At 70.7% G+C, this 20,534-nt stretch carries 19 protein-coding genes and 1 tRNA gene; 14 read left to right on the forward strand and 6 right to left on the reverse strand.

Going from position 1 to position 20,534, the window contains the following annotated elements:
• Positions 1-2 precede the first annotated feature (2 nt).
• On the reverse strand, positions 3-239 hold the full coding sequence (locus tag ACYCO6_RS14085) for a hypothetical protein (protein WP_459772369.1): 237 nt from the start codon (positions 237-239) through the stop codon (positions 3-5).
• Between the two features lie 217 nt (positions 240-456).
• Positions 457-546 (reverse strand) — tRNA-Sec (locus ACYCO6_RS14090).
• Positions 547-677: 131 nt separating this feature from the next.
• On the opposite strand from ACYCO6_RS14090, the gene ACYCO6_RS14095 reads away from it, so the two are divergent.
• From ACYCO6_RS14095 to ACYCO6_RS14135, 9 genes are all read left to right on the forward strand, one after another.
• A complete protein-coding gene (locus tag ACYCO6_RS14095) occupies positions 678-3,056 on the forward strand; it encodes a sensor histidine kinase NtrY-like (RefSeq protein WP_459772370.1) in 2,379 nt (792 codons plus the stop codon).
• On the forward strand, positions 3,053-4,417 hold the full coding sequence (ntrX, locus tag ACYCO6_RS14100) for a nitrogen assimilation response regulator NtrX (RefSeq protein WP_459772371.1): 1,365 nt from the start codon (positions 3,053-3,055) through the stop codon (positions 4,415-4,417). Before ACYCO6_RS14095 ends, ntrX begins: the two co-directional genes overlap by 4 nt.
• A 193-nt stretch (positions 4,418-4,610) precedes the next feature.
• Complete coding sequence (gene hfq, locus ACYCO6_RS14105) at positions 4,611-4,862, forward strand: RNA chaperone Hfq (RefSeq protein ID WP_007563033.1); 252 nt, start codon at positions 4,611-4,613, stop codon at positions 4,860-4,862.
• 272 nt (positions 4,863-5,134) lie between these two features.
• Positions 5,135-6,547, forward strand: a complete 1,413-nt coding sequence (hflX, locus tag ACYCO6_RS14110) for a GTPase HflX (RefSeq protein ID WP_459772372.1) — start codon at positions 5,135-5,137, stop codon at positions 6,545-6,547.
• Entirely contained in the window at positions 6,547-7,866 is a 1,320-nt protein-coding gene (locus ACYCO6_RS14115) for an adenylate/guanylate cyclase domain-containing protein (RefSeq protein WP_459772373.1), read from the forward strand. The genes hflX and ACYCO6_RS14115 overlap by 1 nt, the downstream gene beginning before the upstream one ends.
• A gap of 149 nt (positions 7,867-8,015) precedes the next feature.
• Complete coding sequence (locus tag ACYCO6_RS14120; RefSeq protein ID WP_459772374.1) at positions 8,016-8,243, forward strand: hypothetical protein; 228 nt, start codon at positions 8,016-8,018, stop codon at positions 8,241-8,243.
• Between the two features lie 73 nt (positions 8,244-8,316).
• The gene (locus ACYCO6_RS14125; protein WP_459772375.1) at positions 8,317-8,784 is read left to right on the forward strand and encodes a hypothetical protein; all 468 of its coding nucleotides are present in this window, start codon (positions 8,317-8,319) and stop codon (positions 8,782-8,784) included.
• Between the two features lie 90 nt (positions 8,785-8,874).
• Complete coding sequence (locus ACYCO6_RS14130) at positions 8,875-9,195, forward strand: hypothetical protein (protein WP_459772376.1); 321 nt, start codon at positions 8,875-8,877, stop codon at positions 9,193-9,195.
• A complete protein-coding gene (locus tag ACYCO6_RS14135) occupies positions 9,165-9,326 on the forward strand; it encodes a hypothetical protein (RefSeq protein WP_459772377.1) in 162 nt (53 codons plus the stop codon). Before ACYCO6_RS14130 ends, ACYCO6_RS14135 begins: the two co-directional genes overlap by 31 nt.
• Before the next feature lie 240 nt (positions 9,327-9,566).
• Here ACYCO6_RS14135 and ACYCO6_RS14140 read toward each other — a convergent pair whose 3' ends face one another.
• Positions 9,567-11,825: a TonB-dependent siderophore receptor gene (locus ACYCO6_RS14140; protein WP_459772378.1), complete on the reverse strand. Its 2,259-nt coding sequence runs from the start codon at positions 11,823-11,825 to the stop codon at positions 9,567-9,569.
• Between the two features lie 383 nt (positions 11,826-12,208).
• Positions 12,209-13,477: an alpha/beta hydrolase gene (locus ACYCO6_RS14145; protein WP_459772379.1), complete on the reverse strand. Its 1,269-nt coding sequence runs from the start codon at positions 13,475-13,477 to the stop codon at positions 12,209-12,211.
• Between the two features lie 164 nt (positions 13,478-13,641).
• Here ACYCO6_RS14145 and ACYCO6_RS14150 point away from each other — a divergent pair, with 164 nt between their 5' ends.
• Positions 13,642-13,950 (forward strand): hypothetical protein, encoded by a 309-nt coding sequence (locus tag ACYCO6_RS14150; RefSeq protein ID WP_459772380.1) that lies wholly within the window; start codon positions 13,642-13,644, stop codon positions 13,948-13,950.
• Positions 13,951-13,977: 27 nt separating this feature from the next.
• Here the strand turns inward: ACYCO6_RS14150 and ACYCO6_RS14155 are convergent, their stop codons facing one another.
• Together ACYCO6_RS14155 and ACYCO6_RS14160 are read right to left on the reverse strand one after the other, a co-directional pair.
• Positions 13,978-15,615, reverse strand: coding sequence for an acyl-CoA synthetase (locus tag ACYCO6_RS14155; protein ID WP_459772381.1), 1,638 nt, complete (start codon positions 15,613-15,615; stop codon positions 13,978-13,980).
• A 75-nt stretch (positions 15,616-15,690) separates the two neighbouring features.
• The gene (locus ACYCO6_RS14160; RefSeq protein WP_459772382.1) at positions 15,691-16,257 is read right to left on the reverse strand and encodes a PAS domain-containing protein; all 567 of its coding nucleotides are present in this window, start codon (positions 16,255-16,257) and stop codon (positions 15,691-15,693) included.
• Positions 16,258-16,631: 374 nt separating this feature from the next.
• Between ACYCO6_RS14160 and ACYCO6_RS14165 the strand changes: the two genes are divergently transcribed.
• From ACYCO6_RS14165 to ACYCO6_RS14180, 4 genes are all read left to right on the forward strand, one after another.
• Positions 16,632-17,279, forward strand: a complete 648-nt coding sequence (locus ACYCO6_RS14165) for an AAA family ATPase (protein WP_459772383.1) — start codon at positions 16,632-16,634, stop codon at positions 17,277-17,279.
• Positions 17,263-17,589, forward strand: coding sequence for a ribbon-helix-helix domain-containing protein (locus ACYCO6_RS14170; protein ID WP_459772384.1), 327 nt, complete (start codon positions 17,263-17,265; stop codon positions 17,587-17,589). Before ACYCO6_RS14165 ends, ACYCO6_RS14170 begins: the two co-directional genes overlap by 17 nt.
• A 225-nt stretch (positions 17,590-17,814) precedes the next feature.
• Positions 17,815-19,149 carry a septal ring lytic transglycosylase RlpA family protein gene (locus ACYCO6_RS14175; RefSeq protein ID WP_459772385.1) on the forward strand — a complete coding sequence of 445 codons (1,335 nt, stop codon included), beginning with the start codon at positions 17,815-17,817 and terminating at the stop codon, positions 19,147-19,149.
• Positions 19,150-19,301: 152 nt separating this feature from the next.
• Positions 19,302-20,534, forward strand: coding sequence for a D-alanyl-D-alanine carboxypeptidase family protein (locus ACYCO6_RS14180; RefSeq protein WP_459772386.1), 1,233 nt, complete (start codon positions 19,302-19,304; stop codon positions 20,532-20,534).

Below are 20,534 nucleotides of genomic sequence, written 5' to 3' on the forward strand. Positions count from 1 at the left end.
CTTCAGCTCAGGTGACCGCTCGCCCGCAGGTCGCGCTCCACGGCCTCGTGGAGGGCCTGGAGCGGGTTGTCGTTGGTGGCGGCCGGCGGCTGCAGGGGCGCCATCGGAGCAGGCTTCGTGTCGAGGCCCGGCAGGACGGTGGAGCCGGCCTCCACCTCACGCAGGGGCCGGCGGGCCGCGAGGGCCCGCAGCGCCTCGCGGGCGCCGGGCGGGATGAGCGTCACGAGTCTGTCGAGCATGGCCGGCCTCAGCACGCGCGGCCGGCTCGGGCCGGCGGGAACGGGAGGGAGACGGCGGAACGGATCTTCACGGCGGCACCGGCGCAGGATCGACCTATCGCGGGAAACGAGCCGGGAAACCCGGTGTTCCGACGAATCACTATTGCCAATTTCGCCGCCTCTGTCGCCTGGATATGGGCGAACACTGCTCTTGCGGCTCAGATTGTATGAAACGAGGCGGAAGCGGATGGGAATCGAACCCACCGTACGCTGTTGGCGTACCGCTGGTTTTGAAGACCAGGAGGGCCACCAGACCCCGTTCGCCTCCGGGGCTGGGGTTAGGGGTGGGTGCCGGCACGGTCAAGGGCGCTCCGCTGCGGCGCATCGCCTTCCGGATCCTGTTCGAGCCCGGCTCCATTCGTATTAATTCCGCCACACTGTTGTGGCCCTGCACCAGTCATGCCGTTCCTGAGACGCTCACGGACAGAGGAAGGCCCGGCGCCTGACCCCGAGGGGGCTGGCGACGGGACGGGTCAGGACATGGCTCTGGCGGATTCGCTGCGACCCGGGCCGCGCGGCCCGGGCTGGATCGGGGCGGTCGTGGTGGTCACCGCCTTGGTCTCGGCGCTGGCGACCTTCCTGATCCTGGCCGGGGTGATCCGGGTGACGCCGACGCCGGCCTACGGCGTGACGCTGCTCGCCATCAACGCCGCCCTGGTCCTCGGCCTCGCCGTGGTCATCGCCTGGGAGGCGCGGGTCTTCCTGCACGCCCGCAAGGCCAACGCGGCGGTGGCGCGCCTGCACACCCGCATCGTCGGCCTGTTCTCGCTGATCGCGATCCTGCCGACGATCCTGCTCGCCGTGGTGGCGTCCGTGACGATCGACCGGGGCCTGTCGCTGGGCTTCACCGACCGGGTCCGCGACGTGGTGCTGAAATCCGTGGAGGTGGCCGACGCCTACCAGGAGAACCAGTGCCAGAGCCTCGCCCGCGAGATCCGCATCCTCGCCGACGACCTGACCCGGGCCCGGCCGAATTTCGACGTGAACCGGGACTGGTTCCAGACCTTCCTGACCACCCGGGCGACCAATCTCGGCCTGCCGGTGGCGCAGATCATGCGCGGCCCCACCGAGGTGGTGGCCCGGGCCAAGATCGACGTCCTGAAGACGAACCGCCTGCCCTCGGCGGCGGCCTTCGAGGATGCGGCCAATTCGGCCGACCCGATCTGCCTGCTGCCCACCGAGGGCCGGGTCTTCGCCGCGCTCCTGCGCATGCCGGCCTACGACGACGCCGTGCTGATGGTGCAGCGGGAGGTGAGCCAGCTCGCCATCGACTTCCCCGGCGTGTCCCGGGCCGCGGCCGCCGAGTACCTCACCTACGACTCGCTGCGCCGCTCGATCCAGATCACCTTCGCGTCGGTCTTCCTGCTGATCGCCCTGATCGCGCTCCTGTCGGCGGTGTGGTTCGGGATGAACTTCGCCAACCGGTTCGTGGCGCCGATCCGGCGGCTGATCAACGCCGCCGACCAGGTGGCGTCGGGCAATTTCTACGCCCAGGTGCCGACCAAGAAGACCAGCGGCGACCTCGCCCATCTCGGCGAGAGCTTCAACAAGATGACCCAGGAGCTGCGCCGCCAGCACGCCGGGCTGATCGCCGCGAGCGACCTGATCGACACCCGCCGCCGCTTCACCGAAGCCGTGCTGTCGGGGGTCTCGCCCGGGGTGATCGGCCTCGACGCGGCGGGTTTCGTCACCATCGCCAACCCGGCCGCCGAGCGGATGCTCGACCTCGCGAGCGACGCCCTGGTCGGCCAGCCCCTCGCCCGCGCGGTGCCCGAACTCGCCCCCGTGCTCGCCGAGAGCGAGGCCCGGCAGCGCAGCCTGCAGCAGCAGCAGATCCAGCTCACCCGGTCCCGGGGCGAGCGCACCGTCACGGTGCGCGTGACGAGCGAGCAGGCGCAAGGGGCCTCCCGCGGCTCGGTGGTGACGCTCGACGACATCACCGACCTCGTCCAGGCGCAGCGCAGCTCCGCCTGGGGGGATGTCGCCCGCCGCATCGCCCACGAGATCAAGAACCCGCTGACCCCGATCCAGCTCTCGGCCGAGCGGATCCGGCGCAAGTACGGGAAGGTGATCACCGCCGACAAGGAGGTGTTCGACCAGTGCACCGCCACGATCGTGCGCCAGGTGGACGAGATCAAGCGCATGGTCGACGAGTTCTCGGCCTTCGCGCGGATGCCCAAGCCCGCCATCGCCCCAAACGACCTCACCGAGATCGCCAAGCAGAACCTGTTCATGATGCGCGTGGCGCACCCGGACATCGACTTCGCGTTCTCGGCCCAGACGGGCTCAGGGCAGGACGGCGCGGGCAATTCCGAAAAGATCGTGGCGGCCTTCGACATCCGGCTGCTCAGCCAAGTGATCACCAACATCCTCAAGAACGCCGTCGAGGCGGTGGCCGAGGTGCCGGAGGCCGAGCTCGGCAAGGGCAAGATCGCCTTGAGCCTCGCGGTCGAGGACGGATTCGCGGTGATCACCGTCACCGACAACGGCAAGGGATTCCCCGTCGAGGGACGCCAGCGGCTGCTCGAGCCCTACATGACAACCCGCGAGGGCGGCACCGGGCTGGGGCTTGCCATCGTCAGCAAGGTGCTTGAGGAGCACGGCGGCGGGATCGAGCTGAACGACAATCCCGCCGGCCGCGGCGGCCAGGTGCGGATGCGGGTCCCGCGCGAGCACGGGCCCGAGCCGGCCGCGGCGCCCCCCGAGACCAGTCCCGTCACGACAGAGGAGAAGGGCGCCGCGCCGACGGCCCCCCGGATCGCGGAGATGCACGCATGAGCGCCGATATCCTGATCGTCGACGACGAGGCCGACATCCGCGACCTCGTGGCCGGCATCCTGGACGACGAGGGACACCGCTGCCGCACGGCCGGCAGCTCGGACGAGGCGCTCGCCGCCATCGAGGCGCGACGGCCGCACCTCGTCTTCCTCGACATCTGGCTGCAGGGCTCCCGGCTCGACGGCCTGCAGGTGCTCGACCTGATCAAGGCGTCCAATCCCGACCTGCCGGTGGTGATGATCTCGGGCCACGGCAACATCGAGACCGCGGTCTCGGCCATCAAGGCGGGGGCCTACGACTTCATCGAGAAGCCGTTCAAGGCCGACCGGCTGATCCTGGTGGCCGAGCGCGCGCTGGAGGCCTCGCGGCTCCGGCGCGAGGTGCGCGACCTGACGGCGCGCTCCGGCAACGCCAGCCGGATCGTCGGCGGCTCGCTGGCGATCAACCAGCTGCGCCAGACCATCGAGCGGGTAGCCCCGACCAACGCCCGGGTGATGATCACCGGGGCGTTGGGCTCGGGCAAGGAACTCGCCGCCCGCAGCCTGCACAAGGCCTCGGCGCGGGCGAACGGCCCCTTCGTGCTCCTCAACGCGGCGGCGATCCTGCCCGAGACCATGGAGGCGGAGCTGTTCGGGGTCGAGGGCGAGAGCGGGCGCCGGGTCGGCGCTCTTGAGGAGGCCCATGGCGGCACCCTCTACCTCGACGAGGTCGCCGACATGCCGCGCGAGACGCAGAACCGGATCCTGCGCGTCCTCGTCGATCAGAACTTCCAGCGCGTCGGCGGCACGACGCGGGTCCACGTGGATGTCCGGATCATCTCGTCGTCCTCCCGGGACCTGCAGGAGGAGATCGCCGCCGGCCGGTTCCGCGAGGACCTGTTCCACCGCCTCTCGGTGGTGCCGATCCGGGTGCCCTCGCTCGCGGAGCGCCGCGAGGACGTGCCCGAGCTGATCCAGTTCTTCATGGACAACATCTCGTCCCAGACCGGCCTGCCCAAGCGCCGGATCGCCGAGGACGCGATGGCGGTGCTCCAGTCGCACAACTGGCCGGGCAATGTCCGCCAGCTCAAGAACAACGTCGAGCGGCTGATGATCCTCACCCAGGCAGACCCGGAGCAGGAGGTCACCTCCGAGATGCTCCCCTCCGAGATCGGCGCCCTGGTGCCGACCACCCCGGGCGGTGCGGGCGGCGAGAAGCTGATGAGCCTCGCGCTCCGGGAGGCCCGCGAGATCTTCGAGCGCGAGTACCTCGTGGCGCAGATCGCCCGGTTCTCGGGCAATATCTCGCGCACCGCCGAGTTCATCGGGATGGAGCGCTCGGCCCTGCACCGCAAGTTGAAGTCCCTCGGTATCGGACCGTGAAGCTCGGGGGCGGCGCGCGTTGAGAGCGGTGCCGATCCGTCACGGATCGGCTGCAGCGGGGGTTGCTTGCGCCCACGCTTTCGCGAAGTCATGGTGTTTGTATACACGGCCGCGGACGGGGTGATCGGACGATCCGGCCCGCGGCGCACCCATCCCGGACGGACCGAACCGGGACAACAAGAAGGCCAAGAAGATGGCGGGCGAACGCGCACAGAACCTTCAGGACACGTTCCTCAACCATGTCCGCAAGAACAAGATCCCGCTGACCATCTTCCTCGTCAACGGCGTCAAGCTCCAGGGCGTGGTGACGTGGTTCGATAATTTCTGTGTGCTGCTGCGCCGGGACGGCCATTCCCAGCTCGTCTACAAGCACGCGATCTCCACGATCATGCCGGGTCACCCGGTGCAGCTGTTCGAACCGGACGAGACCGCCGAGAAGGCGTGAGGGTCACCGGCCGAAGCGTGTAACGGGTCCGACGACAGGGATCAGGACGGAACGCGGGCCCCCTCTCCCGCACGGGAGAGGAGGCCTGTCGCGCCCTGCAAAAGCCGCTGTGTGAACAGCGCCGCCACTGCGGGGGGTGAAGGCCCCAACTTGCCGACGGATATCTGTTTCCGCCCCCTGCCGGCATCTTGGCCCGGCCCGCCCGCATCCCCATTCTGACGGTCCGACCTCTCGAACGAAGCCGCCGGCCTCCGGCGGTGTCCAAAGGCTGCATGACCGAAACCCTGACGTCCGGCGAAGCCCGCCTCCAGGCGCAGGCCGCCCCCGAGGGCGAGATCGCCGCGGCGACCCACACCCTGGTGATCGGGCCCTATCTGGCGCGCGGCGCGCAAGGGTCGGGACACGGACCGGCCGCGCCCACCCGTTCCGTCGAGGCGCGCCTCGACGAGGCGACCGGGCTGGCCGCCGCCATCGAGCTCGACGTGGTCGAGAGCCTCGCCGTCAGCCTGCCGCGGATCCGGCCCTCGACCTATCTCGGCAAGGGCCGGGTCGAGGAGATCGCCGGCCTGATCCGGGCCCGTGAGATCGGCCTCGTGGTGATGGACTGCGCTCTCTCGCCGGTGCAGCAGCGCAACCTGGAAAAGGCCTGGGGCGCCAAGGTCATCGACCGGACCGGCCTGATCCTGGAGATCTTCGGGCGCCGCGCCTCGACGCGCGAGGGCACGCTCCAGGTGGAGCACGCGCACCTCGCCTACCAGAAGTCCCGCCTCGTCCGCTCCTGGACCCACTTGGAGCGCCAGCGCGGCGGCTTCGGCTTCCTGGGCGGCCCCGGCGAGACCCAGATCGAGGCCGACCGCCGCATGATCCAGGAGCGCATGACCCGGATCGAGCGCGATCTCGACGCGGTGGTGCGCACCCGCGGTCTGCACCGGCAGAGCCGGGCGCGGGTGCCGTACCCGATCGTGGCGCTGGTCGGCTACACGAATGCCGGCAAGTCGAGCCTGTTCAACGCCCTGACCCGGGCCGAGGTCACCGCCAAGGACATGTTGTTCGCCACCCTCGACCCCACCGCCCGGGCGACCAAGCTGCCCCACGGCGAGACCGTGATCCTGTCGGATACGGTGGGCTTCATCTCCGATCTGCCGACCCCGCTGATCGCCGCCTTCCGGGCGACGCTGGAGGACGCCATCGAGGCCGACGTGCTGCTGCACGTGCGCGACGTCTCTCACGTCGATTCCGAGGCGCAGGCCGAGGATGTCGGCGAGGTCCTGCGCGAGCTCGGCATCGAGACCAGCACCGACCGGATCATCGAGGTCTGGAACAAGGCCGACCTCCTCGACGAGGCCGAGCGCACGCGGCTGCTGAACCTCAGCGGCCAGACCAAGACCCGCAACGACCGCGACAGCACCGCACCGGTTCTGGTCTCGGCCTTGACCGGGGAGGGGCTCGCCGCCCTCACGGCCCGGATCGAGGCGCGGATTGGGCGCAACCGCGCGAGCTTCGCCGTGACGCTGCCGCCGGAGGACGGGGCGGCGCTGAACTGGCTCTACGAGAACGCCGAGATCCTCGACCGCCGCGCGGAGGCCGACGGCACCCTGCACCTCGCGGTGCGGATCGCCCCCGAGAAGGAGCCGCGCTTCCTCAACCGGTTCACGGCGGCCCGGCGCCTCGGCCGGGGCGGCTGATGGCCTCCGGCGGCGCCGAGAGCCCGCCGCTTCCCGCCCTGCGGACCGCCCGGATCCCGGCCGAGAGCCGGGTGGCCGCGGGTGCGGACGACGCGGCGGTGCTGCGCGCCATGCAGGCGGGCGGCGGTCTGCGCCTGCTCGGCCTGCGCGCCATCATCGTGCTGGTGCTGCTCATGGCGGCCCAGGCCTATGACGGCTCGCTGCACGCCCTGAGCCACTGGTTCATCCTCGGCCTCTACGGCCTCGGCACGGTCTGGTTCGGTCTGGGCGAGCGGCGCGGGGGCCGGCTTGCGAACGCCTACGGCTGGGCCGGGACCGTTCTCAATGCCGGGCTCGCGGTCTACGTGATCATCGAGCACATGCTGGCCGGCGGCGGCGCGGGCCTCGGCGCCGATGCGGTGAGCCGCCTGCCGGCCTTCCTGCTCCTGCTCCAGACCGGCCTGAGCATGCGGGTGGCGCAGACGCTGCTGTTCTGCGGGCTCGTCACCGTGTGCTGGAGCGCGGCCTTCCTGATCGGGCTGGCGCATCCGGAGCTGTTCCCGGGCCCAGACACCTTCCCGACGGCGCAGATCACCGGGCTCGCCACCTTCGTGGCGGCGGGCCTCCTGGTGATCGACGGGATGACCCGCCTGCGGAGCGCGGTGGCGCGAGCCCTGCGCATGGAGCACGAGCGGACCCAGCTCGCGCGCTTCGTGCCGGACGCGGTCGCCCTCGACCTCGCCGCCGAGGACGGGGATTCCAGCCTCGGCATCCACCGGCGCCACGCCTGCCTGATGGTCCTCGACATCCGGGGCTTCTCCCGGCTCTCCCGCGAGCACCCGTCCGAGACGATGGTGGCGGCCCTGCTCGCCGTCCGGGCGGCCGCGCAGGCGGCCGTGGCCGAGCAGGGCGGCCTCGTGGACAAGTATGTCGGCGACGCGGTGCTGGTGCAGTTCGTGGTCGGCCGCCCGGACGTGCAGGCGCGGGCGGCGTTGGCCTGCGCCCTGTCGATCCGCCGACGGCTCGCCGCCCTCAACGCCCGGCGGGCGGCCGACGGGCTCTTCACCCTGCGGGTCGTGGTCGCCCTGCACGCGGGCGACCTCTTGGTCGGCGTCTTCGACGACGGCGTGCGGGCCGAGTACACGGTGCTGGGACCCGCCATGAACGCCCTGTCGCGGATCGAGGCCCGGGCCAAGGCGGCCGAGATCGAGGTCGCGGCCTCGGGGGATTTCCTCGCCCTGGCGGGCGACAGGCTGCCGGCGGGGATCCGGGCCGTTCCGGTGCCGGATGCCGCGCTGCCGGGGCCGCTCACCCTGTGGGCGCTCGAGACGAACGCCTGAGCGCTTGGGAACGGGGCGGTCGGCCCCAGGAGGAAGATCCCGGCCTGCTGCAGGATGCCGCGTCCCGATCCGCGCCTGCTCCCGGAACACCCGTCAGGCTGATCCGTTCGGTCCGCGCGGCGCAGGGTCGCGGAAAGACATCCTCTCCCATGAACAAGATCATCCTCGGCGCGACGCTCGCGCTCGGACTCGTTCTCGGCGCTGCCGGCCCGGGCTTGGCCGCCCCCGGCGACGGCCTCAGCAGGAACGCCGCCGCTCAGGGCAACGGCACTTTCGGCGGGATGCACCGCAACGCGCGGATGCAGTCGCGGACGATGCGCCACCGCATGATGCACCGCCGCCATCACCGCCCCATGATGCGCCGCCACCACCGCTGATCGCTGCGGCACGATCCCGGCCTTCTGCCCGCAGGATCGGCATGCGGGCAATCGGGGGCTGCGGGCCTGGCCGATGAACCGGCCCGGCGCGGCCGAGATCATCGAGGAGGCCGACCTCGCGGCCGTCCGGCTGCTGCGCGCCGGCATCGGGACGGTCTCGGCCTTCCTGTACGCCCGCCTGCCCGAGGTGGCCGGGCGGATGCGCGACGACACTCTCTACCGACTCGAATGCGGCCTGCGCTCCAGCCTCGTGCTCGGCTTCATCGGCCTGCCGACCATGCGCTTTTCCTTCGAATCCGCCTTCCGCCAGGGCCGCTACGCAGAGGCAGGCGCCCTGCTCCTGATCTTCGACGTCCTGATCGGCACGCGCCGGCTCTGGGTGCGCGCCCGGACCGTGGCGCTCCTGCTGGCCGGCGCCGTGCTGGCACTGCCGCTCGCCATCGGCAGCGCCGCGGTGGGGCCGAGCCTCGCGCGCCTCCTCGGCCACGACATCGTGCCGGCGCCCCTGCGCGGCGCGTCCCTGGCTGAACCCGAGACTTGAGCGCGGCTCTGGTCCTGGCTGCACCCGATCCTGGGCGAGCAGGTCCTGCCCGGCACGGCCCAGACCCTGATTCTCGCGCAGATCGCCCTGGTGGCCACCGCCCTCGGGGCGCTGATGCTGTTCCCGCTCACCGCGCGGCGCTTCGCCGGGCCGCTCGGCCGGCCCCTCGGACGCGCGCTGCTGGTCGTGGTCCGCTCCACGCCGGAATACATGCTGGCCTATCTCTGCCTGCAGCTGCTCGGTCCCTCGATGCTGCCGGCGATCATCGCGCTGGCGCTGCACAATGCCGGAATCATCGCCTATCTGATGGGCCGGCACGCCGACGCGATTCCCTACCGGGCCGACGCGCCCAGGGCCTCAACCTCAACGCCTATGAGACCGTGCCGCGCCTCGACGTGGCCGTGGTGCTGACCGCCGCCACCGCTCTCATGACGGTGGCGGTCGACGCGCTCTCGCGAAGCCTGCGCCGGTCCCTGCGGATCGACAACTTGCCCATCCGGCTCTCCGGGCCGCAATCCGTCGCCGGGGCGGCGTCCGGTTGAGCAACGGCCGGGTCCCCCGGGTTCCCATTCCTCCCCCTCATCCTGAGGCGCCGGAGCGCAGCGCAGGCCTCGCAGGGGCCCCCAGGGATCACGGCGCCCTCTGGAGGCCTCCTTCGAGGCGGCTTCGCCGCATCTCAGGATGAGGGCGTGGATGGGACGAGCGTCACCGCGGGGGCTTCCCGGTGGCGCCTGCCGCGCCGCGCCCGGGCCCGCCCCGGCGCGGAGCCGCTATAACCCATCTCACCACTTGTAGCTGACCTTCGCCAGCACCCGCCGGGCATCGCCGTAGAAGCAGGAGGTGGTCGACTGGCAGGACGCTACGAAGCGCCTGTCGGCGATGTTGGTCGCGTTCACCTGGAACCGCCAGTTCTCGTAGTCGTAGTGCACCTGCGCGTCGAACAGCACGTAGTCCGGTACCCGCAGGGTGTTGGCCACGTCGGCGAACGAGCTCCCGACGTAGCGCACGCCGCCGCCGAAGCCGAAGCCGCGCCACGGCCCGGTCGGGATGGTGTAGTCGGCGAACAGCGACGCGAGGGTCTGAGGGATGTTGACCGGCGTCTTGCCGACCCGCGCCGGATCGGGATCCCGCACGGTGCTGAAATCGAATTTGGTGAAGGACGCCACCAAGTTGAGGCCGTCGGCGACGTTGGCCACCAGCTGCGCCTCGAACCCGGTGGAGCGCACCTCGCCGAGTTGGGTGTTGAACAGCGTGTTCACCGGGTTGGGGGTGAGCACGTTGTTGCGGTGGATGTCGAACCCGGCCAGCGTCAGGAAGTAGCCCTGGCCGGGCGGCTCGAACTTGACGCCGCCCTCGACCTGCTCGCCGGTATCGGGCTTGAAGGCCCGGTTGTTGATGTCCGTGCCGATCTCGGGCTGGAACGAGGTCGCGTACATGATGTACGGCGCGAGGCCGAAGTCGAAATTGTAGATCGCCGCCGCCCGGTAGGTGAAGGCGCTGTCGTTGCGGCCGTTGGTGTTGGCGGGCGTCAGACGGTCGTAGACGGTGTTCTGGACGAAGTCCTGGCGGCCGCCGAGGATCAGGGTCAGCTCCGGCGTCAGCTTGATCTGGTCCTGGAAGTAGAGGCCGACCTGCTGGAACGAGTCGGCGTTGATCAGGTAGGGCGAGGCCGAGACCGTCTGCGGGCCGTAGATCGGCGCGAGGATGTTCAGGTTGGGGCCGGGGAAGCCCGAGGCTTGGTTGTCGTGGATCTGGAAGTTCCGGTACTCCACGCCCATCAGGAAGTCGTGCCTGAAGAAACCGTCGGAGAACTTGGCCTCGGCCTGCGTGTCGACGTCGAGCTGCGCGATCTTGGCGTGATCCCGGAACAGGTAGCGGGCGAGCTGCGTCTGGAGGGGATCGGCGTAGCCGAGCTGGCCGATGTAGGAGTTCTGGTAGCTCTGCGTGAAGGCGTAGCGGGCGTTCTGGCGCACCGCCCAGGTGTCGTCGAAGACGTGCTCGAACTCGTAGCCGATGAAGGCCTGGTCGCGCTGGTAGGTGTTGAAGCCGGCATCGCCGACGTTGAGCGAGCGCGGGATGCGCAGGCCGAGCACGGTCGGCCGCGCCGTGCCGTAATAGGGCAGGAAGTTCGCGGTCACCGCCGTGTTGTCGTGCTGGAAGCTCGACAGCACTGTGAACTTGGTCGACCCGTCCGGCTTATAGGTGAAGGCCGGGGCGATGTAGTAGCTGTCGTCCGGCGCGCCTTGGACCTGCGTGCCGCCGTTGCGGGCATAGCCGGTCAGGCGGGTGAACCAGTGGCCCTCCCGGTCGGCCGGGCCGCCGACGTCGAAGGCGGCGTAGCGCTGGTCGAAGGAGCCGCCGCCGACCTCGATGAGCCCGAACGGGTTCTCGGTCGGACGCTTGCTGATCTGGTTGATCAAGCCGCCGGGATTACCGGCGCCGAACAGCACCGCGGAGGGGCCGCGCAGCACCTCGACGCGCTCCAGCCCGAACGTGTCCACCCGGCTGTAGGCGAAGCCGTAATTCAGGAGCTGCAGGCCGTTGAGGTAGAGGCCGTAATCGCTGACCACGAAGCCGCGCAGCTGGAAGAAGTCGAGGCGCGTGTCCGCGCCGAAGGTCCCCGCATAGGTGCCGGCGACGTACTGGGTCGCCTGCGTCAGGGTCTGGGCGTTCTGCGTGTCGAGCTGCTGGCGGCCCACGACCGTGATCGATTGCGGCGTCTCGATCAGCGGGGTGTTGGTCTTGGTGGCCGTGGCCGAGCGCTTCGCCACGAAGCCGCCGATCGGGCCGGTCGGGCTCTCCACCCCGCGCGCGGCCGCACCGGCCTGGACCGCCGAGACCGGCGCGCCGCCGCCCTGGCTCTCGACGCTGATCTCGTCGAGCTGCACGCTGCCGCCGGCCGGGGGATTGGTGACGCCCCGGCGCGGCGCCGTCGCGTCCTGCGCCAGGACCGGGCTCGCGGCGGCCTGCGCCAGGATGGCGAGCGAGGCGCCAGCCAGAAGGGCGCGCAGGATTCCGGGACGGGGGCGAGCGACTCTCATTAGTACCTAGCTGTGTGCGATGCCGCGGGCAGCCGGCCGCGTTCACCGGGACAGCTCCCAGCGTCGCTGCCGTGTTGTTTAGAATTGTGATAAACTGCTGTTATTATTGATCTTTCCCTGGCCCGGACTACGGGCAGGCAAGCGCGGCCGCAAGCGGCCTTCATGCGGAAGGCGAAAGCTGTTGCGGCTGCGACACGTATCGGCGGAAGGGAATGGGGACGATGCAGCGACCGCGGCGGCACGGTCGTCCGAGCGGGCGCAGCGAAGCCATCCGGCAGCGCCCTGCTCGTCGCTGTCGCGCCGCGCGAGGACGGGGTGGCCGACACCGACCGGACGAATGACCCGGATCGGGTATGGGGCGGTCCCCGGCCGGGGCGGGCGGGCTATTTCACCCGGTCTGCGAGCCAGCCGGCCAGCACGTCCGCCACGGCGTTGCTGTTCGTCTCCAGCATCATCATGTGGCCGTTGCCGCGGATGTCCCGGTCGGCCAGGCGGATCACGTCGGGCTTGGCGCCGGCCTGGGCCAGGAATGCGATCGTGCAATCGTCGTAGGTGGCGTGGAAGGAGGCCTCCGCGGTCACCAGCACGGCCGGCACCTTCGCGAGGTTCGGGAGGGTCCGGGCGGGCTCGCCCTGCAGCCAGCAGCGGACATGCCCGTCCGCCGCCTTGGCCTGCTGCGCCACGGTCAGGTCCTCCGGTGCCTTCACGGGCGGATCGAAGGTCAGCGGCATGCGGGTCAGCCCGTAGGCGCGGGCGCGCCCGTCCCCGGTCTTCTCCCAGAAGTCCTTGCCGCCGCGGAACTGCACGTCGAAGAAGGGCGGCCCGTTCGGTTCGACGGACACGTGCGCCTTCACGAGGTCGGGCCGGGCATCCGAGACCGCCCAGCCGAACAGGGCCGCCTGGCCGTGGGTGAGGAGGATCGCGGGGCCGATCCGGTCGAGGAGCGCCATCAGCGCGGGATCGACCAGCTCCTCGGTCTGCTGGCTGTTGGCCAGGAACGGGACCTGGCTGGCGAAGAACTGGTCGAAGCCGGCATTGCCCTGCACGCCGGGGCCGCCGGGCCAGCGCGTGTGGAGCTTGGCCTGCGGGTACAGGTCGTAGACCTCCGGCGCCGTGTGGGTCTTCTCCAGGCTGCGGGTACCGAGCCGGTCGTAGGGGCCGTAGACCTCCGGGTTCGTGCCCGAGCGTCCGCGCCCGACCTGGTCGACCACGTAGACCTGATAGCCCTTCTCGACGAAGCGCTGCACCCAGCCCGGTCGCCCGTCCGCGGTGGCGAGGAAGTTCACGCCGGTCTGGGCGAGCCCGTGCACCATCACCACCGGGTAGGGCCGCGTGATCCGGGCCGGGGTCCGCGACTGCACGAACATTTGGCCAACCATCACGGTCTTGTCGCCGAGCTTCTGGTAGCGGCCGCCGATGTAGAAATAGCCCGCCCGGGTCACCGGCTCGGCCGGTGCCGCGTCGGGGGGCAGGGTCGAGCCCTGAGACGGCGCCTGGGCCGAGACCTGGGCCGGAATTTGGGCCGGAACCTGGGCGGGGACCGTCCCCTGAGCCTGTGCCGGCCCGGCGGCCAGGACCGTCACCTGCAGGGCCGCCACCTGAACGGCGAGCAGCGCTGCGAGAGCGCCGTTCGCGATGCCGCTGCCGGCCATGCCGTCTCTCCCGGATGCGCCCTGTGCCGCGCGGGCGCTTATCGCGGGAAACGCAACGCTCGGCCAGCCTCGAAGGCTGCGTATCCCAAGTCGCGCGCCAAGTCGCGCGGGGAGCTGGGGCGCGGCGTCCGCCCGGGATGCCCGCCGAGCCCGAACCCACGCGCATGCCAGGCGCGACCGCGGCGACGCTGGCACGGCGGCAAGGGACCACCCACCTTCGGGGGGCACCGACGCCGCGATCGGCGCCTCTCGCCCGGATCGCCCGCGGCGAGACCCAGCAAGGACTCCAAGCCGTGGATCCCGCAACCGCCAAGACCCTGGTCTCCGCCGCCCTGGTCGCCTCCGTCACCCTGTTCAGCCTGGTGTCGTTCCAGGCGTTCTTGGCGCAGGTCCTGGCCGACCTCCGCGATGCCGGGCCTGCGCCGAAGCCCGTGCCCGTGCGCGCCGAAAGCCGCCGGATTCCGCGAGCCTGAGCGGCCGGCAGGCCTGTCCGGCGGCGGTCAGGCCTCTTCCTGCCGGGCCCGCTCCCGCAGGACGAACTTCTGCACCTTGCCGGTGGAGGTCTTGGGCAATTCGCCGAACACCACGTGGCGCGGGAGCTTGTAGGCGGCGAGCCGTCCCCGGCACCATTGGATCAGCTCGTCGGCGCTGGGCGAGGCGCCCGGCTTCAGCTCCACGAAGGCACAGGGCGACTCGCCCCATTTCGGGTCGGGCTTGGCCACCACCGCGGCGGCGGCCACCGCCGGGTGCTTGAACAGGGCGTCCTCGACCTCGATCGACGAGATGTTCTCGCCCCCTGAGATGATGATGTCCTTCGACCGGTCCTTGAGCTGGATGTAACCGTCCGGGTGCTTTACCCCGAGGTCACCGGTGCGGAACCAGCCGCCCTTGAAGGCGGCCTGCGTAGCCGACGGGTTCTTGAGGTAACCGCGCATCACCACGTTGCCGCGCATCATCACCTCGCCGATCGTCGCTCCGTCGGCGGGCACTGGCTCCAGCGTCTCCGGGTCGCGCACGTCGAGCGCCTCCAGCACCGGGTAGCGCACGCCCTGGCGCGCCTTCCTGGCCGCCCGCTGGTCGGCCGCCAGGGCGTCCCAATCGGCGTGCCAGGCATTGACCACCGCCGGGCCGTAGCTCTCGGTCAGGCCGTACAGGTGGGTCACGTCGAAGCCGGCGTCCGACATGCCCGCCAGTACCGCCTCGGGGGGCGGCGCGGCGGCGGTGAAGAAGGCGACGCGCTTGAGCAGCTCCCGGCGCTCGGAATCGGGGGCGTTGATCAGCATCTGCATGACGATCGGCGCGCCGCAGAGATGCGTGACCCCGTGCTCGGCCATCAGCCGGTACATCGCCTCGGCCCGCACCTGCCGCAGGCAGACATGGGTCCCGGCCACGATCGACAGGGTCCAGGGGAAGCACCAGCCGTTGCAGTGGAACATCGGCAGGGTCCAGAGATAGACCGGGTGCTGGCCGAGCCCGCCCGTGATGACGTTGCCGAGCGCCAGCAGCGCCGCCCCCCGGTGATGGTAGACCACGCCCTTCGGGTCACCGGTGGTGCCCGACGTGTAGTTCAGCGTGATCGCGTCCCACTCGTCGTCCGGGAGCCGCCAATCGTGCTCGGGGTCGCCGCCCGCGAGGAACGACTCATAGTCGGTCTCGCCGAGGCGCGTGCCGGGGCCGTCATAGTCCGGATCGTCGACGTCGATGACGAGGGGCTTCGTCGCGAGGCCCTCGAGCGCCGCCGCGGCGATCCGGGAGAACTCGCGGTCGGTGATCAGCACCTTGGCCTCGCCGTGCTCCAGGCAGAAGCGGATCGCGGCGGCGTCCAGGCGGGTGTTGAGGGTGTTGAGCACGGCCCCGGTCATCGGCACGCCGTAATGGCACTCGATCATCTCGGGGGTGTTGGAGAGCAAGGCCGCCACGGTGTCGCCGCGGCCGATCCCGCGTCCCGCGAGCGCCGAGGCGAGACGGCGGGCACGGGCATAGAGATCCCGGTAGGGCCGCCGCAGGGCGCCGTGAATCACCGCGATCTGGTCGGGGAAAACCCGCGCGGCCCGATCCAGATAGAGCAGGGGCGTCAGCGGCTGGTGGTTGGCCGGGACGCGGTCGAGGTCGCGGTCGTAGATCGTGTCGCGGGCCATCCCGTCCTCCCGGCAAGTCTTTGCCGGGACAGTAGCTTGTCGGCACGGGGGCGATCAATCGCGCGCCGCAGGCTGTCAGTGGCGCGGCTCGTCCTCGTCCTCGGGCTCGGGCAGGAAGCGCGCAAGTTCGAAGCCGATCTCGATCATCAGGTGCTCGATGTGATCGGTGAGCGCCGGCCGGTGCAGGGCCCGGGCGAGATCCCGCAGGGCGATGACGTGCTCGGCCATCCGGTTCACGACGCGCTCGCTCTGCACGAGGTTGGCGGCCTGCTCCTCGGTCCGGTCTATGGCGATGCCGCGCCCCCGCGTCGCCCCGCCGGACGGGTCGCGCTCGATCCGGCCGCGCATCAGCAGCGTACGGATGCCCCGGCGGGTTTCCCGGGTGCGGAACTCCGCCTCCATGGGGCCGCCGGTCTCGGCCACCGCGTGCAGGTAGCTCTCGATCCGGATGCGATCCTCGGGATGCGTGCGATCCAGGAAGGTTTCGAGGGACACGCCGGTCGCAGCCGCCTCCGGGTCGAGGCCGAGCAGGCCCGCGAGGGAGGCCGAGAGCGCCAGCTGTCCGGCCCAGTAGTCGTGGACCCAGGTGCCGACGACGCCGGAGGCCTCCAGAACGGATTGCGGGATCGGGGCTTCGGCCATGCCATTCCTCGCCGGGACGTCCGATGTCTTCAAACTTGAGGTTTTCACCTCCAGCACGCTCCTCATGTCGCCGCCGCTCCACGCTACGGTATCCCCGGGCATCTGGGAAGGCTGTTAACCTATTATACGCCCGGAAACTTAACCTGAAGTTTAGAAACCTATGCAGCCGGATCTTGATGCAGGCCTGCACGTCCAGGAGGTCCCTATCTTAACGACCCGTTAACCATGTTGGCCGCACCTTGCGACGGGGCATCCTTGGGTCACAGGATCGCGGCAAGCCGCGCCTGACCTACCTGAGGTTGGCTCAGCTGGCGCGGCGGCCGGGGTCGCGAGCGCCCGGACGGATGCGCGGGGCCTTCTGGAGGACGCCCAGGATGAAAGCGATCACCTTCGTCACGCAGAAGGGCGGCAGCGGCAAGAGCACGCTGTGCATCTCCCTGGCGGTCGCCGCCCGGGAGGCGGGCCATACCGTCTGCATCCTGGAGATGGACCGCCAGGCCACGATCTCGGACTGGCTCGACCACCGCACCGCCGGCGGGCCCGAAGTGGCGCAGATCGACGCCACGCAGATCGACGCCGTGATGGAGCGCCTGCGCGAATCCGCCTACGATTACGTGTTCATCGATACGCCGGGGGTCGATTCCACCGGCACCCTCTCGGCGATCCGCGCGGCGGATCTCTGCATCATCCCGTGCCGGCCGACGCCCGCGGACCTGCGCGCGTTCAAGCCAACGCTGGCGGCCGTCTACCGGCTGGAGAAGAAGTTCGCCTTCGTCCTGAACCAGACCCCGCCGCGCTCCTATCGGGTCCGCGACGCGGCGGACGGACTCGCGGTGCTCGGCATCCTGCCCGACGTGAACATCGTCGCACGCACCGACCATCAGGACGCGATCGGCCTCGGCCAGGGCGTCACCGAATTCAACCCCAAGGGTCAGGCCGCCGGGGAGGTCCGCCGCCTCTGGTCTTGGATCGAGCGCCGCACGCAGTCCCTGAGGACGGGTCAGAATGTCCAAGCCGCCTAAGCTCAGCCTCGCGGCGATCGTCGCCTCGGCGAGCCCGCCGGCCAAGTCTCCGTCGGCAGCCCGGCCGCAGGGCGCCGAGATCGTGTCGCTGCCCCTGGCGCCCCCGGCGCCGAAGCCGGCCGCCACGCTCAAGCAGCGCGCCCGGCAGATGTCGGTCTACCTGGAGCCGCCGGTCTACGACCAGCTCCGGGACCTCGCCTATGCCGAGCGGACCAAGATGCACGCCCTGATGCTGGAGGGCCTCGACCTGCTGTTCAAGCAGCGTGGCGCCCGGTCCATCGCGCAGCTGACCGACACGCAAGCTCGCTGACGACTCGGCACGGATTGCCGACGGCCGTCAATCTTCTGCACGATGTTTCTCACGTGCAGGATGAGCTCTCGTCCGAAGAAGGAACGGCGCTCCATCGCGGGCGCCGTTCAGGCTTCCTTTACGCGGCCGATACAATTCTTGGTGGACCGGCTGACCGCATTTCGGGCTCAGCCGGCTCCGGTCCGGTGCGGGCCTCGGTCACGCGTAGAGTTGGTGAACCCCACGATGGTGCGCACGACGCTCCCCCGGCCGGCGCGCCTCGCCCTGCGGCTCATGGCAGTCTCGGGCGTGGCCCTGGCCACGGCCAACTGCGCCACCACGCCCCAGCAGAAGGCCGCCGCCGGAAACGGCATCGACCCGAAATACGGAGTCCGGGCGAGCCCACGCCTCTACAACGAGGGCGACGTGATCCCGAAAGGCGGCGGCCGCCGCTACACCGGCAAGCCCTACGTGGTGGCCGGCCAGACCTACGTGCCGAAGGAGGACCCGCGCGGCTACGTGCGCGAGGGGTTGGCCTCCTGGTACGGCTCGGCCTTCCACGGACGCATGACCGCCAACGGCGAGGTGTTCGACCGGCACTCGATCGCCGCCGCCCACCCGACCCTGCCGCTGCCGAGCTATGCCCGGGTCACCAACCTCGACAACGGCTACTCGATGGTGGTGCGCGTCAACGACCGCGGCCCCTACCATGCGGGCCGCGTCATGGACGTCTCGGAAGAGGCGGCCGATGCGCTGGGCTTCCATCGCCAGGGCACCGCGCATGTGCGCGTCGAGTATGTCGGCAAGGCCTCGGTCGCCGGCAGCGACGACCGCAAGCTGCTCGCCAGCCTGCGCACCGACGGGCGGCCGGCCGGGCGCTCGACCGTGATGGTGGCCGATCTCGGCCCCTCGGAGGAGCCGGAGCGCTACGCGCGCTCGGCGCCGGCACCGCTGGCCTTCAGGCCTGCCCCCGAGCGCGAGGAGCCCGCCGAGACCCCGGCGCCGCGGTCCGCGCCGGTGCACGCCCCGATCGTGCTGGCCTCGGCCGCCGTGAAGGTCCCGTCCGCCGTGCAGCCGACCGCGCCGCGGGCGCGGGACTTCCGTCCTGCGCCGGTCCAAGTCGCGGGCCTCAATGCCGCGGGCCTCAATGTCGCGGGCCTCAATCCGGGGCTGGGCCGCGCCGCGCCGCAGGCGGGCGTCCACCCGGCAGTCACCCGGACCGCCTCCAAGGCGGCCCCCAAAGCCGCTGCTCCGGCAAGCCGCGTGGCCCTGGCGGAGGTTCCGCACCGCCCGGCTGCCGATCCGGCCCGGGCCGCCGCGCCCGTTCCGCCGATACGAGCGGCCGCGAAGGCCGCACCCGCCGCCATGCCGGCCGCGGCCAAGGCCACCATGGCCCGCCTCGCCAGCGCGGCGACGCCCCCCGCCAGGGCAGCCTCCGTCGCGGCAACCTCCGCCAAGGTCGCCGTGCCGGCCAAGACAGCGGCCTCCACCAAGCCTGCGGCCTCCGCCAAGGCGGCCGCTCCCGCCAAGACGGCCGCGCCGGCCGGCCCGCGGCATTCCCGACTGGCCGGGATCTATTGAGGCGTCCGGCCGCGTCCCGGATATCGCCGGCCTGCACCGCAACGCGGCATTTGGCATTCGATCCGGCGCCGAAACCGTAATATGGTCACGCTTGTTATGTGGATACGGCCGGGTCTCCTCCGGCCGGACGACAGGCGCGGGACGGAACGGCGATGCGCAGGACCTTTCTCACCCTTCTCGCGGCCGCCTGCGCACTGGGAGCCGGCCTCGTCGGCGCCGCCGCGCAAGGCTTCCAGAGCGCGGCCCCGCACGCGATCCTGATCGACGCGGATTCCGGCTCGGTGCTGTTCGAGAAGGCGGCGGACGAGCGCTTCTCGCCGGCCAGCATGGCCAAGCTGATGACCACCGACATCGTGTTCGAGGCGCTGAAATCCGGCCGCCTGTCGATGGACACGGAGTTCACCGTGACCGAGGATGCGTGGCGGCGCGGCGGCGCGGGTGGCGGCGGCTCGTCGATGTTCGCGCAGGTCAACAGCCGCATCAAGATGTCGGACCTGCTGCGCGGCCTGATCGTCCAGTCGGGCAACGACGCGGCGATCACCATCGCGGAGAACATGGCCGGCTCCGAGGAGGCCTTCGCCGGGCTGATGAACCAGCGCGCCAAGGAGATCGGGCTGACGAACTCGACCTTCCGCAACGCCACCGGCTACTCGGCGCCCGACCAGAAGGTCACGGCCCGGGACATGGCCAAGCTCGCGCTGCACATCATCGACACCTACCCAGACTACTACAAGATCTTCTCCGAGAAGGAGTTCACCTGGAACAAGATCCGCCAGCAGAACCGCAACCCGCTGCTGGCGCTCGACATCGGCGCGGACGGGCTCAAGACCGGCTATCTGGAGGAATCCGGCTACGCGCTCACGGGCTCGGCGGTGCAGAACGGGCAGCGCCTGGTCCTCGTCGTCTCGGGCCTCAAGACGGCGCGGGATCGGGCCTCGGAGTCGCGCAAGCTGATGGAATGGGGATTCCGCGCCTTCGAGACGCGGCAGATTTTCGGGGCCGGCGAGACGGTGGCCGAGGCCTCAGTGTTCGGCGGCCAGACCGGCTCGGTGCCCCTCGTGGCGAAGAAGCCGGTGCGGGTGCTCCTGCCGCGCGGTTCCAGTGACCGGGTCAGCGCCAAGGCGGTCTATACCGGGCCGCTCGTCGCCCCCGTGGAGGAGGGCCAGCAGGTCGGCGTCCTGCGCATCCAGCGCGGCGACACGGTCGCCCTCGATCAGCCGCTCTATGCGGGCGCCGCGGTGGAGCCCGGCACGCTGCCGCAGCGGGCCATGGACGCGGCGCTGGAATTCGGGACCGGGCTCGTCCGCAAGGCCCTCGACCGGGCCGGCAAGGGCGGCGACAAGAGTGGCGACAAGGCCGGCGACAAGGCGGCCAATCCGTCGTGA

The organism is Methylobacterium sp. CM6257 (assembly GCF_054611515.1).

Excerpts from the sequence above, each read along its gene's own strand:
- ACYCO6_RS14085 (WP_459772369.1), bottom strand. The coding sequence starts at position 239 with ATGCTCGACAGACTCGTGACGCTCATCCCGCCCGGCGCCCGCGAGGCG.
- ACYCO6_RS14095 (WP_459772370.1), top strand. The coding sequence starts at position 678 with ATGCCGTTCCTGAGACGCTCACGGACAGAGGAAGGCCCGGCGCCTGAC.
- ntrX (WP_459772371.1), top strand. The coding sequence starts at position 3,053 with ATGAGCGCCGATATCCTGATCGTCGACGACGAGGCCGACATCCGCGAC.
- hfq (WP_007563033.1), top strand. The coding sequence starts at position 4,611 with ATGGCGGGCGAACGCGCACAGAACCTTCAGGACACGTTCCTCAACCAT.
- hflX (WP_459772372.1), top strand. The coding sequence starts at position 5,135 with ATGACCGAAACCCTGACGTCCGGCGAAGCCCGCCTCCAGGCGCAGGCC.
- ACYCO6_RS14115 (WP_459772373.1), top strand. The coding sequence starts at position 6,547 with ATGGCCTCCGGCGGCGCCGAGAGCCCGCCGCTTCCCGCCCTGCGGACC.
- ACYCO6_RS14120 (WP_459772374.1), top strand. The coding sequence starts at position 8,016 with ATGAACAAGATCATCCTCGGCGCGACGCTCGCGCTCGGACTCGTTCTC.
- ACYCO6_RS14125 (WP_459772375.1), top strand. The coding sequence starts at position 8,317 with ATGAACCGGCCCGGCGCGGCCGAGATCATCGAGGAGGCCGACCTCGCG.
- ACYCO6_RS14140 (WP_459772378.1), bottom strand. The coding sequence starts at position 11,825 with ATGAGAGTCGCTCGCCCCCGTCCCGGAATCCTGCGCGCCCTTCTGGCT.
- ACYCO6_RS14145 (WP_459772379.1), bottom strand. The coding sequence starts at position 13,477 with ATGGCCGGCAGCGGCATCGCGAACGGCGCTCTCGCAGCGCTGCTCGCC.
- ACYCO6_RS14150 (WP_459772380.1), top strand. The coding sequence starts at position 13,642 with ATGCCAGGCGCGACCGCGGCGACGCTGGCACGGCGGCAAGGGACCACC.
- ACYCO6_RS14155 (WP_459772381.1), bottom strand. The coding sequence starts at position 15,615 with ATGGCCCGCGACACGATCTACGACCGCGACCTCGACCGCGTCCCGGCC.
- ACYCO6_RS14160 (WP_459772382.1), bottom strand. The coding sequence starts at position 16,257 with ATGGCCGAAGCCCCGATCCCGCAATCCGTTCTGGAGGCCTCCGGCGTC.
- ACYCO6_RS14165 (WP_459772383.1), top strand. The coding sequence starts at position 16,632 with ATGAAAGCGATCACCTTCGTCACGCAGAAGGGCGGCAGCGGCAAGAGC.
- ACYCO6_RS14170 (WP_459772384.1), top strand. The coding sequence starts at position 17,263 with ATGTCCAAGCCGCCTAAGCTCAGCCTCGCGGCGATCGTCGCCTCGGCG.
- ACYCO6_RS14175 (WP_459772385.1), top strand. The coding sequence starts at position 17,815 with ATGGTGCGCACGACGCTCCCCCGGCCGGCGCGCCTCGCCCTGCGGCTC.
- ACYCO6_RS14180 (WP_459772386.1), top strand. The coding sequence starts at position 19,302 with ATGCGCAGGACCTTTCTCACCCTTCTCGCGGCCGCCTGCGCACTGGGA.